At 61.9% G+C, this 14,150-nt stretch carries 12 protein-coding genes; 5 read left to right on the forward strand and 7 right to left on the reverse strand.

The features are described 5' to 3' along the window. Nucleotides 1–213: 213 nt before the first annotated feature. Entirely contained in the window at nucleotides 214–621 is a 408-nt protein-coding gene (locus V7E00_RS00820) for a DUF3597 domain-containing protein (RefSeq protein ID WP_066727231.1), read from the reverse strand. Nucleotides 622–753: 132 nt separating this feature from the next. On the opposite strand from V7E00_RS00820, the gene V7E00_RS00825 reads away from it, so the two are divergent. Next, nucleotides 754–1,332 carry a DUF4142 domain-containing protein gene (locus V7E00_RS00825; protein ID WP_066727225.1) on the forward strand — a complete coding sequence of 193 codons (579 nt, stop codon included), beginning with the start codon at nucleotides 754–756 and terminating at the stop codon, nucleotides 1,330–1,332. 153 nt (nucleotides 1,333–1,485) lie between these two features. Here the strand turns inward: V7E00_RS00825 and V7E00_RS00830 are convergent, their stop codons facing one another. Beyond that, entirely contained in the window at nucleotides 1,486–5,301 is a 3,816-nt protein-coding gene (locus V7E00_RS00830) for a PLAT/LH2 domain-containing protein (RefSeq protein WP_066727220.1), read from the reverse strand. A gap of 139 nt (nucleotides 5,302–5,440) precedes the next feature. On the opposite strand from V7E00_RS00830, the gene V7E00_RS00835 reads away from it, so the two are divergent. Together V7E00_RS00835 and V7E00_RS00840 are read left to right on the forward strand one after the other, a co-directional pair. Next, nucleotides 5,441–6,469: an AraC family transcriptional regulator gene (locus V7E00_RS00835; protein WP_066727219.1), complete on the forward strand. Its 1,029-nt coding sequence runs from the start codon at nucleotides 5,441–5,443 to the stop codon at nucleotides 6,467–6,469. 187 nt (nucleotides 6,470–6,656) lie between these two features. Further along, nucleotides 6,657–7,007 carry a hypothetical protein gene (locus tag V7E00_RS00840; RefSeq protein ID WP_066727217.1) on the forward strand — a complete coding sequence of 117 codons (351 nt, stop codon included), beginning with the start codon at nucleotides 6,657–6,659 and terminating at the stop codon, nucleotides 7,005–7,007. A gap of 67 nt (nucleotides 7,008–7,074) precedes the next feature. Here the strand turns inward: V7E00_RS00840 and V7E00_RS00845 are convergent, their stop codons facing one another. Next, nucleotides 7,075–7,947: a DUF3829 domain-containing protein gene (locus V7E00_RS00845; protein ID WP_066727213.1), complete on the reverse strand. Its 873-nt coding sequence runs from the start codon at nucleotides 7,945–7,947 to the stop codon at nucleotides 7,075–7,077. Between the two features lie 62 nt (nucleotides 7,948–8,009). Then, nucleotides 8,010–8,249: a hypothetical protein gene (locus V7E00_RS00850; RefSeq protein ID WP_066727229.1), complete on the reverse strand. Its 240-nt coding sequence runs from the start codon at nucleotides 8,247–8,249 to the stop codon at nucleotides 8,010–8,012. 299 nt (nucleotides 8,250–8,548) lie between these two features. Here V7E00_RS00850 and V7E00_RS00855 point away from each other — a divergent pair, with 299 nt between their 5' ends. Then, complete coding sequence (locus V7E00_RS00855) at nucleotides 8,549–9,178, forward strand: CHC2 zinc finger domain-containing protein (protein ID WP_066727211.1); 630 nt, start codon at nucleotides 8,549–8,551, stop codon at nucleotides 9,176–9,178. A 54-nt stretch (nucleotides 9,179–9,232) separates the two neighbouring features. Here V7E00_RS00855 and V7E00_RS00860 read toward each other — a convergent pair whose 3' ends face one another. From V7E00_RS00860 to V7E00_RS00870, 3 genes are all read right to left on the reverse strand, one after another. After that, nucleotides 9,233–10,114 (reverse strand): DNA polymerase III subunit epsilon, encoded by an 882-nt coding sequence (locus V7E00_RS00860; protein WP_157084827.1) that lies wholly within the window; start codon nucleotides 10,112–10,114, stop codon nucleotides 9,233–9,235. Between the two features lie 80 nt (nucleotides 10,115–10,194). Next, the gene (locus V7E00_RS00865; protein WP_333570875.1) at nucleotides 10,195–10,470 is read right to left on the reverse strand and encodes a hypothetical protein; all 276 of its coding nucleotides are present in this window, start codon (nucleotides 10,468–10,470) and stop codon (nucleotides 10,195–10,197) included. A gap of 234 nt (nucleotides 10,471–10,704) precedes the next feature. Further along, nucleotides 10,705–11,094, reverse strand: coding sequence for a hypothetical protein (locus V7E00_RS00870; protein WP_066727205.1), 390 nt, complete (start codon nucleotides 11,092–11,094; stop codon nucleotides 10,705–10,707). A gap of 197 nt (nucleotides 11,095–11,291) precedes the next feature. On the opposite strand from V7E00_RS00870, the gene V7E00_RS00875 reads away from it, so the two are divergent. Beyond that, nucleotides 11,292–11,582 carry an ArsR/SmtB family transcription factor gene (locus V7E00_RS00875; RefSeq protein WP_066727203.1) on the forward strand — a complete coding sequence of 97 codons (291 nt, stop codon included), beginning with the start codon at nucleotides 11,292–11,294 and terminating at the stop codon, nucleotides 11,580–11,582. Nucleotides 11,583–14,150: the final 2,568 nt, after the last annotated feature.

The raw sequence follows: 14,150 nt of genomic DNA on the forward strand, positions 1-14,150 counted from the left end.
GACGTTCAAATTTTGCTTCATTGCCTCCGTGGCTGGATATGCGCAGCCGGAGCAGCGATGAGGTTCCCGCTGACCGCTGAATAACGCGCGCACGTCGATGAGTTCGAAGCGTCGTCACGCGTCCGCCGATGTCGGGCAACCACCGTCTGGCAGCCGCCTATCGGCTTCGCCGCTATGAGAAGCGCAGAGGCACACTGGCCTCCGCGCTTGCCATCAGGCGTTCCGCAGGCTGTCAGGGACTATGCCACCGTTCTCTGCCAGCTTGGCCATGACCGCCCTATGAAGCGCGATGTTCTGTTCGGCGCTTCCATCAGCCCCCGCGTGCACGTTCAGTTCGTCAGCGAGTTCCTTTCGCGCGGCCAGGCTCGAATCCAGGTCGAGGAGCTTAAGCAGATCCACGATGGACTGCTGATAGTTGCCACCTCCACCCTTGATCGCTGCCATTTCCGAGAGGACCGCTCCGACGTCGACGGAAGTCGTTGGTTGCTGCGCGGCCTCAGCTTGTGCGGCCGCAGGGGCCTGTGCAACTGGGGTGGAAGGACTGGCCTCGGTCGAAGGTGCTGGAGTCTCGACGCGTTTGTGGCCGAAAATGCGGTCGCGAATGCTGCTGAAAATGCTCATGCGGATCTCCTTGAGGCGCTCATGCGCTCGCGCGCTCAACGCCCTAGTCGACGGAGAGTTCGGCGGAACGGCGCCCTCTCGACGGCGTTCCCTAGTCGCCTGCGCGGTTCGCGCTCGATAGGGGAGACAAGAATGTACGCTGTTCGCTGGACGATGCTGGGTATCGCCGCCGTTGCACTTGCAGGCTGCGGATCCAAGACGGAGACGCATCGGACCGATACGGTGGTAGCTACGGGGAATGCCGCAAGTGCCGGATCCACCTCGACATCCGGGGCTCCCGCCTCTGCAGGCCAGTCGTTCGCCAATGCAGCTGCCGCCAGCGACGCCTTCGAGATCGCTAGCTCACAGTTCGCGCAGCAGCATGCAAGCAGCCCTGCGATCAAGAAGTTTGCGGAAAGCATGATCAAAGCGCACACGGATTCGACGGCCAAGCTGAAGTCGGCGGCTGCGGCTGCGAGCCCGGCGATCACGCCCGATCCCGCATTGACGGCGACGCAGCAGCAGAAACTCGACGGGCTGAAGGCACTGGATGGTACGGCTCTCGACAAGGCCTATGCCACGGCCCAGGTGGAAGCACATCAGCAAACGCTTGATGCCCTGAAGGCTAATGCTTCCAACCAGGGGGTGCCTCAGCCGCTACGCAGCTTCGCCACACAGTTGATCCCGACGGTCACTGCGCACCTCAACATGGCAAAGTCGCTGGCGAAGTGAGCTTGTGGGGGCGGCAAGGCCAAGCCGCCCCCAAGTTCCATCTTTCGGTAGCAAGCGACGCGCAAGCCTCCGGTGTCCCGCGGTTCGAGAGCTGCTGCGTGATCTAGCCGAACCCGCTCATGAGCTTGCGGATCTCGTCGGCCGCCGCCTGCTTCATCCCCCTCGGATCATTTTTGACCCGGGGTTGAACGTTATCCCCTTCCCGAGATCCACCCGACTGCTGAAGATGTCCGGGTTCCAGATGGGGTCGCGGAACCGCTGCGACAGCGTGGCGACACTCGGGTCAAAGGTCCGCGCGGGAACGCTGGGAATGGGCGGCTGCGGCGTTTCCTCAGCGTCGAGGGGAGACCAGCCCGCCACGGCCTGAATACAGATGGTGCGATGGAGGATCTGGTCACCGACCATGGCGCTGATCCGAACCGGGCCCGCCAAAATGCCTTTCGCCTGTGCCTCGGTGCCGTTCTGCTGCGTGATCTCGATCTGGCCTCCCATACTGGTCGACCACCAGCCCACTGCGGTCACGCCATCAGGCAGCGGCGAGACGCTGAGCAAGACCTTCTCCCCCTGAGCAACGGTCTTGGCAGCCGAGATGAAGGGTCCCCGCGGTAGACTGATCGGGCCCCGGCCCCCGCGGTCACGTATTGGAGGTCGGCCCCTCGATACGCTTTGACACCGCAGCTCGATCGGCACGACGCGTGCGTCCACTTCCTGCCCCTCACGCGTCGTGACATACGCGTACCCGCCGATGGTCCAGGCCGAACCAGGCAGATCTGGCACATCGGCAATCAGACTGCCCAGCGCAAGGCGGCCGGACTGAGCGGCTGCCGGTGGCCAGCTGATTGCGACCGTAACACCCCCTCGGCCGCGACTGGTCTTGGTGACTGTAGCTCCGAGCGCTTGCATTGCCTGCGAAAGGGCGAAGTCCGGTTCAGCGGCCGGCTGGTCGACCCCCGGACCGCAGCGCCGTTTTCTCGGCGCGAAATCGATGGTGGCCGCGTTCACCGACACATTTCCGACCACCAGGGTGATGGGCACTGAGGCGGAGCGCGCTTTCGCACCAGTTTGAACGATGCCAGGCGCTTCTGCCAGAATGACATGTGCGGCCATCGAGCGAGCGTCGGGTTCGGGTGTGCTGATCATCATCGAGCGCGGAAAGGTACGGTAGCCGGCCGCCTCCTCGACGAGCAATTCGCGCCGGTTGCCGGCAGGTACCGACAGCTGGAGGCGGCCATTCGAAGTAACTTGCGCGCTAGCCTTTGTGGCCGAGCGGACCTTGATCGCGCTTCCGTTTGCTGTGCCGAGATCTACCGTCTGTTCCAGCGGCATTCGAGGCACGACAGGTGGAACGACGACGCGGCCATGGGTCGGATCGATCGGGATCCGAGGGTTGGGCACCTTACGTGGATCGACCTTGGGGTCGAGCGGGGACACTCTTCCAGATGAAGACCCATCCACTCGGCCGTTGGCGCGGATCGCAGGCGCGATCTCGTCGAGGGTCGAAACATGGGTCGGAAGCCGCGGCTGGTATCTCTTGATCGACGTAAGATCGACAGGGAGTCCGCCTGCGTCCGTCAGATGTGGAGCACCGTCGTCCAACATCGTTACAAGCGCGTTCGTGACCCTTTCCTTGGGCAGGGCGATCAGCTCGACGGCGTCGTCGCGGGCAAGCTGGTCCACACGGCGCGTGTGAAGGTCGATCGCGGCCACATTCGCCAAGAGGCGCATCTCGTCCTTCTTCCACGCGAGGCCGACCTGGCCCCGAGGCGTGCCGGCGGAGGCCCGAACAGCATAGGTACGCGCGACTGGATCGAGCTTCTCGTGTCGAACGGCTCGAGCGACCGGACGAACGTCGCTAAGAAGCGCCTCCTCCGTAATCTGGAACGTCTGTGCAGTCAGATCGAGGTCGATCAGCACCGTGCCGTGGATCTCCTCGACGGAAAGCGCAACGCCGGAGTCGAGCATCAGGCTGACGAGGCCTGGCTTGTCACTCGACGTTACGCGGAGCCTGACCGACTTCGCGTTCATCATATGGATGGGCCGGGGCGCCATGACAGGGGAAGCCTGCAAGCCGTTCAGGGGTTCTACGGTCGTGCCCGGCCCGGGAACGCAGCTTCCGAAATAGGCTATGGCCGCGTTGAACAGCTCCGCTACGGTCACCAGAGACCAGTGGCCCTGATGGCCGTATGCCGAAAGCGGGATGGTGAAGCAGTATTTGCCGTGCCAAGGGGCATTCACGGTGTCGAACTTGAACGACCAGTTGCCCGTTATAGGGTTTATGTCGAAGTGGGAGATGGGATCGTTCGTGGGACCCTCGCGCTTGGCCGGGCTGTTCGGATTGTAGACGTGCACCTGGTTGTTTGATTCGGCGTGCGCCACGACCACGTGCCCTTCCAAAGGGTTCCATGCCTTGGAGAATGCAATCATGCGAGGGTCGACCCAGCCTCGACTGAGTTCGTCCCGCACGTCTTGAAGCATGGGCCTCGCATCCATTGTGTTCGGCGCCCCAGCGACGTTGCCGATGGAAACGAGCCGAGTGGTGTAGAAGCTGAGCGCCTCGGAGCTCATCATTGCGAGCTGGCCGACCTGGATGAGGTGGCTCAGTGCGGGAGCGGGTGACGACGCGCCGTTCGACTTGTCGAAGAGAGACCATTCCAGCGGGTACGGATTGCCTTCGACCGGAATGCTGTAATCGGAGATGATGCGCTGCCTGAAGCGAAGGGATGTCATCGCGAAGCCGTGGCAGCACCCGTTTCCGATCAGGTCTCGGGTAGCGTGATAGAAGATCTCTGCCTTGGGGCTGGGCACCACTTCGTCGAACGCACCGAACAGGTACATCTCGCCCTTGCCATAAGCCTCAACATAGCGATCCCAGCTGAACTCGTCCGGGAAGCCGTCTGCCTCCCCGCCGCTCATCGTGTTCACGAATGCAAATCCGCTGGCAAAGCGATAGCCGCTTGGGTGAACTGTGAATGTCTCAGACGAGTTGCCGGTGCCGGTCGCGGTGGCGACCTGGATGGGACCACTCGCCGCGCCGGTCGGGACCGGCACGGTGACCATGTTCTCCCATAGCATGTCGGGAGCCACCTTGGCTTCGATCGTGCCACCGGCGGCCGCAGTGAAGAAGACCCTCGTCGTCTGCCCGACGCGCGCATCGAAGCTGGAACCGGTTATAGTGACAAGGGTGGCGCCAGGGCCTGCGGGAGGAGCATCCACCCAGCCAAATTCGGGTGAGATGTCAGAGATCGTGGGAGCCGGAAGCTTGCTCAGGCTCGCGATGCTGATCGTCTTGGAGGAGCTTCTGCCATCCGCGTCGGTGACGCTGAGAGTACCTTGCCAGATCGTCCCGTCCGGACCGCCGACGCCTGAGAGCAGGATGCGCCGCTTGTCCGTGATGGTAATGGTAGGCGGGGACCAGCCGCTCGTAGCTGGCTTGGAGAGGCTCCACTTGAGATCGAGCCTGCCTCCTGTCGCGGAGAACTCGTGGCTTATGACCCCGCCGGGCTTCGCCTGGATCTTGCCAGTGCCGTTGATCTTCGGGTTCGTGAACTCGACCCGATGGAAGTCCGGTGCCGTCCAATGGCGATGTGGGCTCTCATCCTCCAGCCACACGACGCCCTGACCCTCCGGCGTCGCGTAGATGGGCTGCTCGTTCACATAGATCTCGATCTTGTCGAAGGCCCATCCGCCATAGATGGAGTCGGCGTCCTTGTAGAGCTGAACGATACTGATATCGTTCACTACGAAGCCGGCGAAATAGCTCGCCGGAGCCCAGCTCGTGTCGGTCGAATTTACCTCAAATCGGTTCGATCCATTCCCGGTCAGTCTGAACTGATACGCCTTCGTGGCCTTCGGGATCTCGATCAGGCGAATGTAGATATTGTCATCGGTGCCGGCGGCGAATTTGTCCGCGGTATGCGTGACAACCCGAATGCTGGTGATCGGGTCATCTGGCTGAAGATTTACCCCCATTTCGCGCTCCTCCCTCGCTATTCATCGCAGTGGCGCAGGTTATCGGTGACTCCACAGGACTTCGGCGCCAGTCTGCTGCAGTCGCTTCTACGATTCGCAATGCCTTGGATCTTGTGAGCTTAGCGAAAGGGTTGGCCGCATGCGTGGACAGGACCGCAATAAAGATGGACGGGAGAGCAGCCAACCGAACAGCCCGGGGCTGATCCGCTTCTCCACCAACGACCTGCCTGAACGGGATCGGGTTGCGCTTTGGCGGGACCAGATGGGACAGACCCTCACCGGCTGTAATCCGTCGTCGCTCGATGGAGGCACGTTGTCCGTCGATTTCGCGGCGGTCGGAGGCGCTGGGCTGCGTCTCGCAACGGTGGATCTTACAGACACCCGCAACAATCGAGACGCCTCGTGCCTGAGTGATGGTGACGAGGACCTTGTTCTCTTTCTGTCACTGAGCGGCGAGGGCTGGACGGACCATCATGGACAACGCGTGAGGCTGCAGGCCGGTGACGGCATGCTGGCGCGCTTCGATCGGACGCTCGACACCGGCTGGCCCAGAAGTCGGCTGCTGCTCGTTCGCCTCAGCCGCGCAATGTTAGGGGGTGTGCAGCCGGATGCGGTCCTTGGACAACGGCATCGAGGCCACACTACGGTGATGCGGCTGCTCGGCAGCTATGCGCGAACGGCTTGGGAGGAGGCAGCCAGGACCGGCTTTCTGCATCCGCTCGCAGAGCGGCACATGGCGGAGCTCGTCTCCAGCCTCTGTGCCGCAGGGCCCGACGAGCAAGACCGGCTAGCACGTCCAGCCCTAGGCGCTGCTCGTGTCGCTGCCATGCTCGAGGTCATGGCCTTGCGCTACTCGAATCCCTGCCTCTGTATGCGGGACGTGGCGGCTGCAGTCGGAGTCTCAGAGCGCGCCGGCCATCTGGCGTTCGAAGATGCGGAACTGAGCTTCACGCAAGAGCTCTACGACATCCGCCTGGCGAGAGCGGCAGAGCGCCTGAGCTATCGCTACGAGCGCGTGATGGACACGGCCTTTTCCGTTGGCTTCTCGGACATGTCGCACTTCCATCGACTGTTCAAGCGGCGATACGGCTGTACCCCGCGGGAGTGGCAGGAACGCTCGGATTTTCATCTGAGCTGCGACCGGAGGGTTACAGCAGAGCGCGTGTGACTGGCTTCGTCCATGGGCGCTCGTTGGGCCGTCAGGAATGCGGTCGGCATGCGCGCGTCCCGAACTCATTTCTCGGCTCGTTCCAGCCCGGTCAGCGAACCGCGATCTTCATGTCTAGCCATAGCGGCACATGCCGGTATAGCGGCCAGCTCTATTCGGGTTGAGGAAGACCATGCATAGCCTACCAATGATCCTCGCGACGGCCGCCGCGCTTGCAAGCGGCTCCGTCGGCCAGACTGGCTCCGTCATTCCAGTCAAGTTCCGAGGGGAGTGGGCTCGAACACTGGGCGACTGCAATCTGCGGGGAGGCGAGAACAGCGCGGGATTCACCGTTACGGCCAAGACCATCGTCTACTACGAGGACCGCGAAGAGGTGAAGCAGGTCCGTATGACCGGTCTCAACAGCCTCGCGTACACCAGCAAGTACGTCTCGACCGACGGCGAGGAGCCTTCCAAGGGAACCTTGCGGCTGTCGCCGGACGGCACCCGGATGCTAGGCTCCGACCGCTCGTCTGATCTCGTTCGCTGCGTCAAATAGGCAAGCCTACTAGGGAGCTCGCCCAGATGCCCGCGAGGCGCCGTGGAGGCGGTGACCCCCGCCTATCTCACCAGCTGGCGGCTTCCACGGCGTGATTGTAGCTCGCTACCATCTGCTCAGCATGCGTGGGGCGGCGCGTCTCCTTGAACGTCCGGTAGCTCCCGAGCATCGAAGACAGGAAGTGTAGTTCTGGCGGATCCTTCCCGTCCGACTTGGCTGCGGCAGCGTGCGCGGCAGCAATCGCCTGGTCGATAATCGCAGCATCCGCATCGCCTTGGGCAAACAGGGCGGCGTCGCGGGCTTGGGAGCCGACGAAGCGCTTGATCATCCCGTTGGCGCGGAACATCGCAAGTCGGCGGTTATAACCCAGGATATCGCCGTCAGCCTTCAGCTTCTCGATCGCAGCCGTGTCTCGCTTCAGCGTCTCGCGGTCGAGCATCTCGCCGAACCGCTTCAGGTCCGCATCGGCAGCATCGAGCTCGGCGAGCATCTGCGGATCCTCCTTACGCCCCCGGGCCAGCTTATCATTCAGATAGGCCTTGCCCGTATAGTAGGGGGAGAGGTCCGCGAGATGCGCTCGCACCTTGGTCAAGGATCCGATCAGCGCATCGGCAGCCCCCTCAAGCTCAGCGGAAGCACCCGATAGAGTGCGAGCAGCCTTCAGCTGCTCGATGCCCTTGTCGATCATACCGGCATCGACCAGAAACTCGCCCTCGAGCGTGGCGTGCGCGACATCAGCCTTGCGGTATTTTGCCGCCTGCTCGGTGTACCCAAAAGAGCCAAGCAAGCGATTATGGGCCGCGATGAAGGCGTCCACCTGGTTAGGTGCCGCGGTGCCGGAAGAGGCGCTGCCCTGCTCCTGGCGGTCCGCCTTGTCGCACGCGCCGAGACATAGTGTCGCTGCGCCCAGCACAGCCGTGAAAAACATCGTACGCTTCATTGTTGCTCCCGTTTGATTACTCTGCGTCGGCCAGCGACCATTTCAACGTCGCCTGTTAGGCATCAAAGCCAAGTGCGACCGTCAGCTCCGGCGCAGCCGTAGGGCGGCAATTGATCCGGGAAGCGTTCGCGTAGACTATGGCAGCCCCAGCTGCGCAACGGCTTCGGCGCGTGACTGTTCAGTGCGATGCCGACCTCGTCGTACGGGCTCTCTGCGCGAGCCACGTACAGGTACCAGCGGCCGCCGAACATCACTGTCGCCGCGAGGAGCACGACGCAAACAACCTGCACGATCTTCTTCATGGAACCCCTCATTGCGACGTGAAAGTTTCCGTTGCAGGCCGCTCCATCAAATTCAACCCTTCCGCGCCCCGTGGCTGGCCGCCAGTCGTACTGCAGGCAGGCTGGATACAAAGTCGAACCTTCAGCTGATAGCCGCCCAGGCGAGCGTATGCCGAACGCGCGCCCGGAACTGGACGCCTTTGCCTCTGGAGCAGTTCGGTCCGGCTTGACACTCGCCTTGCCGTTTTCGCTACTTGACCTTCCCGTCTCCCGTCGACGATCGACGCGATCGATCGAGAGGCAAACCGAAGGAGGAACGGATGGCATATCGCCGAACGCTGCCGGGCGATGCGCTCGCACTCGAAATGCCTGACGGCACGGTTCGACAGGTACTGTTCGCCGGCGCGCGCGCGGTCGCAGATGCTCTGACTCCGGGGCGTCAGTTCCTCGATGCCATCGCAATCTCCTGGGGCCTCCTGCCACTGGGTAGCACGTTCGTATCGGAGGCTAGCACGCCTGCCGAGACTTGGGATCCGGGCGCCAGCAAGCGAGTTTCTGGCATCGCCTTCGGCTTCGCGGCGCTGGGCAGCGAGGTCGAGCTCGCTGCGATCCACTCCAGCAGAGACGACGAAGCGCGTCGCTTGGCGCCTCTTGCCGCGGAGCGCTACAAAAGGCTGGCGCGGGCTCTCCGATCCCCTGAGGGTAGCCAGCCTCATCTTCGCGACGCGCTGCTCGTAGACGTCCTCAAGGGTCAACCGGAAGCGCGCGGCGAGGATGTGGTCAGAGCGGCCTGCAGTCTTCATCCGGATGCGGCTAGAGGATTTTACCTGCACGACCGCGCGCGCCATTTTCAATGCTTCTCATGCGGAGCCTGCGGATCGGAAGTCGATTGGCTCAAGGCGAAGTACGGCCTATCCCGCGAGCAGGCCACGTCGCTTCTCGCGGGCTAGGAGGGGCGGCCAAGCCGTACGGTCATCCGCCCCATCGCCTGCCCGCCGCCGCGACTAGCGAAAGCGAGTTCGCGCCGTCAGCTCCTCGCACTCTGGACCCATCCCTCGGGCTCCTCTGCCGGCGCGGTAGACGTTGAGCGCCAGCCAGAGCTCTTCCGGCAGCTTTTCTGCATCGGACACTTCCTTCCACCAGACCCGAAGGTCCCCGTCCCATCGGTATCCGCGGTCGCGAAGCTCGTCCTTCACGTCGAATGAGGCGCCATAGGCTCTGAGAAGCCACGATGGATGCGAAGACCGTTCCACGAGCAGCGATAGGGCCGAACGATCGCTTGCGAAGGGATGACGGAGCAGCTGGATCAGTCCGTCGACTTCGCTCGCATCATCCTTTGGGTCGATGAACCATCCGATCTGACATAGCAGGTACCCCAGCGATCGCCCTTGAAGATCGTGGCTCCGCCAGTCGATCTGCGTCATCGAGCAGGCCCAGGGCAGATCGGCTGCCTGCGGCAGCTGGGTTTCGATCCATGGGCGGGCGAACGCAGCACCATGAGAAACGATGATGGACGAGGTGCGCAGCATGTCCAGCAATTCCTGTCGACCGATCGCATCGTCCATGAACCGACCGGCTTCCACGCTGCCGGCGGCCACCTCGAGCTCTGAGCACGCGGAGGGAGCGCTCATGCACCAGAGTTGCGGCTTGCCGAGGTACGTCACCACGCCATCAGCATCGTAGCGGAACTGGCGGACGGTCACACTGACGCTGAAGTCGCCAGCATCTTCCGAACCTGACGTGGTTACGTTCAATGCGACCGCAGGCTTGGCAGCGACGTCGCATCCTTCACCTGTCGGTCCGTCTTGAAGTCGGACCCGGTGGAGCAGGCGTACGTCTTCGTTTCCGGACGCATGATCGCGTCCGACTTCCTTCGTTCCATTCATTTGCTTCTCCTGGCGGCTTCAGGCGCCGCTATGTAAATGCAGGCGCCAGACTGGTCAGATCTCGATGCGCTGTTCAATGTCTACGGCAAACGCGAGTGCCGAGGGGTCGTGCAGTTGCGCTCGATCTCGCGGATCATGTCAGCCACGGCCGGGGGGACGATCGCAGCGGCAATGGGCGTGGCGGGGAAGAAGCCGCAGCGAAGTTCCGCAATCCCCACGACGTCGTCACCGAATCTCGAACGAAGGCGTTGGACAACCTGTGCGTGATGATGGGCCACCGAGGCATGGAATGCCTGAATCATCAGGCTCCCGTCCGCATAGATGATGGTGGCGGTGTAGAGCCGCGGCGTGGGCATCTGGCGAGCCAGGGAGCTACGGCCGCGCTTCGGTCTGATCAGGCGGCGGACGCTTCGACCTGCAGCGCGATCGGGCTCGCCATCGCTGGCTGGGAGCGAACATTGCGGCTCACGCTTCCTGGGCGCAGCTGGGCGCGCATTCGGCTGCTTGGACATGAAGGGCCCCTTCCTCAGAGGCGGAATTTGTTCCGGAACACTCAAGCTTCGTCTCCTTTCTTGTCGAAGTGGCGACCGTCAGACGTACAGCGGCGAGGGCTGCCCTCCCGACCTCTGGTCGAGCAAGTCGTCGAGCAGGCTGGGGTCGGCGTCCAAGCCGATCGCCAGAGCATGCAGCAGGATCGCCCGCTTGCAGCCGGCAAGCTCAAGAGAGGCATCGATGGCGTCGCCGCCATCGAAAAGCGCCAACGGCGCGAGCAGCCATGCTACGGGATCCTGCTCGAGGCCTTCGCGCTGAAAGCGCGCTCCAGTTTCAGCGGCGACGATTGCGAGCCGGATCAGGCGGCGCTTGGTGACCAGGACGGGCGGATCGTTGCGGTCGTCCGGATCGAGCGGGTCCGGCCAGTAGAACGTTACCGGCGGGCGGCTGAATTCGTGAAGCTCTTCAATGGTGGAATACGCGTGCATAGGTCGGTCCCCTTCAGTCGCGTGGTGGACTCCAGATCCAGGAGCCGTGAGAGCGGCCCCTGCAACTCATATAGGAAGATGATGCACATCATTTCCACAATTCCAGAAACGTCGTACCAATTTTGGTGGTTAAGCGCGCCTTCAGCAATTCCGCCGTAGGCGGTTGATCGGCGGAACTTTTCGATTATTCTCGTAACATGGAACTGTCAGACGCGGTGATCCTGTTGAGCGCTCTCGCGCAGCCAACGCGCTTCCGGTGCATGGCCATGCTTGCTGAGAAGGGAGAGGCAACGGCTGGCGATTTGGCGTCGAGCTTGAGCGTGCCGGCTAATACGATGTCCAGTCACCTCACCGTCCTTGCGCATGCGGGCCTTGTGTCGTCGTCGAAGGCCGGGCGTCATGTGGTCTATCGAGCGCATGCGGAGCGCGTCGAGCTACTAATTGAGAGGCTGAGCACCTTGGCCGCGAGCGAGCTGAAGGCAGAATGATCGTCTAGCCAGACCTGTTCTGGCTCTGGTCAGCCTGACGGATCGCAGCCGGTCGTGCATGCCGGCGAAGACATCGGCTAGAGGTTGGTGCTGTCGCAGGACGCCTCGTGGAGGAGAATCACGCTCGGAGCCAAGTATGCACATGTGTGCATCGGAGCAGCGGATTATGCGCATGTGTGCAAAAGGAGCGGGTGTGCCGGCCCACGCACTCTGCTTCGATCGTTGGTCATCGGATCCAAGGTGGCGTGCGTCCCGATAATACGTGCTTGGACTGGTGGAGCGCCTCGACCTCGCTAATCCGACCTGTCAACCTCGGATACACGCAAGCAGCTGAACAGCCGTTACTTATCCATGAAAGCGTAATCTGTGATGCGGGTCAGACTACCAGCCACACGGCTATCGCCCCCGAGCGCGCGAGGTGAGAGAGCTCTGGCTAGACGAATAGTCAGCGAGGCAGGAGACGCGCAAGCTAACCGGACCGAAATCAATTATGTACAGATGTGCATCGGGGCGGCTGATTATGCACATGTGTGCATCGGGGCGGCTGATTATGCACATGTGTGCATCGGGGCGGCTGGTATGCACATGTGTGCATCGGGGCGGCTGATTATGCACATGTGTGCATCGGCGCGGCTGGCTATGCACACATGTGCATCGGGGCGGCTGGTTATGCACATGTGTGCATCGGGGCGGCCGGTATGCACATGTGTGCATAAGGGGAGGGTGTGCCGGCCCACGCACTCGACCTCGGCTGTTGGCGATACGGATGCCTGGTGGCGTCTTTAACAGCAGCAGAGCTTGGGCTGGTCGACCGTGCTTGTCCGTCTCTATCCATCCGCGAGCACATGTAAGCTGCTGAACAGCAAAAATTTATTCGAGCAAGCGTGATCCACGATGCCGGTCAGACTGCCAGCCTGCACGCTATCGAAGCCCCCGGTCTCGTGTTGAGAGAGTTCTAGCCAAACGATTTGCGGGCCTGCAGGTGATGCTTAAGCTAACCAGGCGATGCACACGCGTGCGGCCAGGATCGACACGCACACGTGTGCATCGGGCTGGCTGGTTATGCACACATGTGCATCGGGCCGGCTGGTATGCACATGTGTGCATCGCGGTGGCTGATTATGCACATATGTGCATCGGGCGGCTGATTATGCACATGTGTGCATCGGGCTATGCACATGTGTGCATCGGGCGGCTGGTTATGCACATGTGTGCATCGGGCGGCTGATTATGCACATGTGTGCATCGGGCGGCTGGTTATGCACATGTGTGCATCGGGCCGGCTGATTATGCACACGTGTGCATCTAAGAGTGCGGCGGACAATAACCCTCGGTCACGTGCATGTGCACAGATGCAGTCGAACAACGATTGGGATGGCCTATCCTCGGCAACCGCGCGGACGCCGCGGCACCCCCGGGACTAGAAGGTCTACAGCATAGGCGTAAGTTCTTTGAAAGGCTGATTCAAAGCTGAGAAATGTGGAATATGACGTCCGTCAAACACCTGACTTGATGATCATCAACACATCGGGGTCGCAACCCCTGTTGGCCCGGCCACGAGGGGGATCGCCTCATGCAGGGCGGCTCAGGCTGACCCGATGCACAAGTGTGCATCCGACCGCCGGATTTTGCACATGTGTGCATCGGGCCCAATTATGCACATGTGTGCATCAGGGCGGCCCGTTATGCAGATGTGTGCATCTTAGAGGTCGAACGGGCGCTACCTGGGGGCACGTGCATGTGCACAGATGTGGGCCGAGTGGCGTTGGATGGCCTGTCCTCGGCCAACGCGCGACGTCCGCCGCAATCCCGGCCTAATCTACAGCGTCGTCGTAAGTTGCTGAAAATGCCCATTCAAAGGTGAGGAGCGTGGAACGTCACGTCAGTCAAACACCTGGCTTGATGATCAACCACATCGGGGGCGCAGCCCCTCGAAGCCTTGGCCTCGTCTCATGCACGGAAGCTCAGGCTGGCCCCGATGCACATGTGTGCATCCAGCGGCTCGTTATGCACATGTGTGCATCCGCGGGTTATGCACACATGTGCATCGGGGCGGATTATGCACATGTGTGCAAAGCGCCGACGCGACTCGGACCACCTCAGTTTGCACATGTGTGCATAACGAGGCACGGAGTCAGCAAGGTTGAGATATGAGGGAATTGATAAGGCACTGACATAACGCAAAAATATTGAGTTGACGAACTTTTTGTGGAGGTTAATTGCGCGCGATCACGTGCGCGAGCGCTCCCGCGCACGGATCCACGCGCGCGTGGATCCACGCGCGCGCAGATCTCTCTATCATAATCTAAGACTCTAAGATTAGATAAGAGAGAGAGAATCTCTCCGTGCGCGCGCGCGAGAACCCCCGGCGAGGCGCAGCTTCTGTTTGAGCTTAGCCGTTCGTGTGTCACACCCACACGCGTTGCGCCCATGGACGTTCATCAGACCATGCAACGATCAGATTCTCATAGCTTCCTAGGGGTGAAGGCCATCCGCAGGATCTTCGCGCGTCGAAACGGGGCGAGACGTCTTGCCGTTCGCCGCCCACTTGATGGTGCCGCATGCCGA

It is taken from the genome of Sphingomonas sp., from assembly GCF_036731925.1.
GTDB lineage: Bacteria > Pseudomonadota > Alphaproteobacteria > Sphingomonadales > Sphingomonadaceae > Sphingomonas.

Excerpts from the sequence above, each read along its gene's own strand:
- V7E00_RS00835 (WP_066727219.1), top strand. The coding sequence starts at position 5,441 with ATGCGTGGACAGGACCGCAATAAAGATGGACGGGAGAGCAGCCAACCG.
- V7E00_RS00855 (WP_066727211.1), top strand. The coding sequence starts at position 8,549 with ATGGCATATCGCCGAACGCTGCCGGGCGATGCGCTCGCACTCGAAATG.
- V7E00_RS00870 (WP_066727205.1), bottom strand. The coding sequence starts at position 11,094 with ATGCACGCGTATTCCACCATTGAAGAGCTTCACGAATTCAGCCGCCCG.
- V7E00_RS00875 (WP_066727203.1), top strand. The coding sequence starts at position 11,292 with ATGGAACTGTCAGACGCGGTGATCCTGTTGAGCGCTCTCGCGCAGCCA.
- V7E00_RS00860 (WP_157084827.1), bottom strand. The coding sequence starts at position 10,114 with ATGAATGGAACGAAGGAAGTCGGACGCGATCATGCGTCCGGAAACGAA.
- V7E00_RS00820 (WP_066727231.1), bottom strand. The coding sequence starts at position 621 with ATGAGCATTTTCAGCAGCATTCGCGACCGCATTTTCGGCCACAAACGC.
- V7E00_RS00845 (WP_066727213.1), bottom strand. The coding sequence starts at position 7,947 with ATGAAGCGTACGATGTTTTTCACGGCTGTGCTGGGCGCAGCGACACTA.
- V7E00_RS00830 (WP_066727220.1), bottom strand. The coding sequence starts at position 5,301 with ATGGGGGTAAATCTTCAGCCAGATGACCCGATCACCAGCATTCGGGTT.
- V7E00_RS00840 (WP_066727217.1), top strand. The coding sequence starts at position 6,657 with ATGATCCTCGCGACGGCCGCCGCGCTTGCAAGCGGCTCCGTCGGCCAG.
- V7E00_RS00865 (WP_333570875.1), bottom strand. The coding sequence starts at position 10,470 with ATGCCCACGCCGCGGCTCTACACCGCCACCATCATCTATGCGGACGGG.
- V7E00_RS00825 (WP_066727225.1), top strand. The coding sequence starts at position 754 with ATGTACGCTGTTCGCTGGACGATGCTGGGTATCGCCGCCGTTGCACTT.
- V7E00_RS00850 (WP_066727229.1), bottom strand. The coding sequence starts at position 8,249 with ATGAAGAAGATCGTGCAGGTTGTTTGCGTCGTGCTCCTCGCGGCGACA.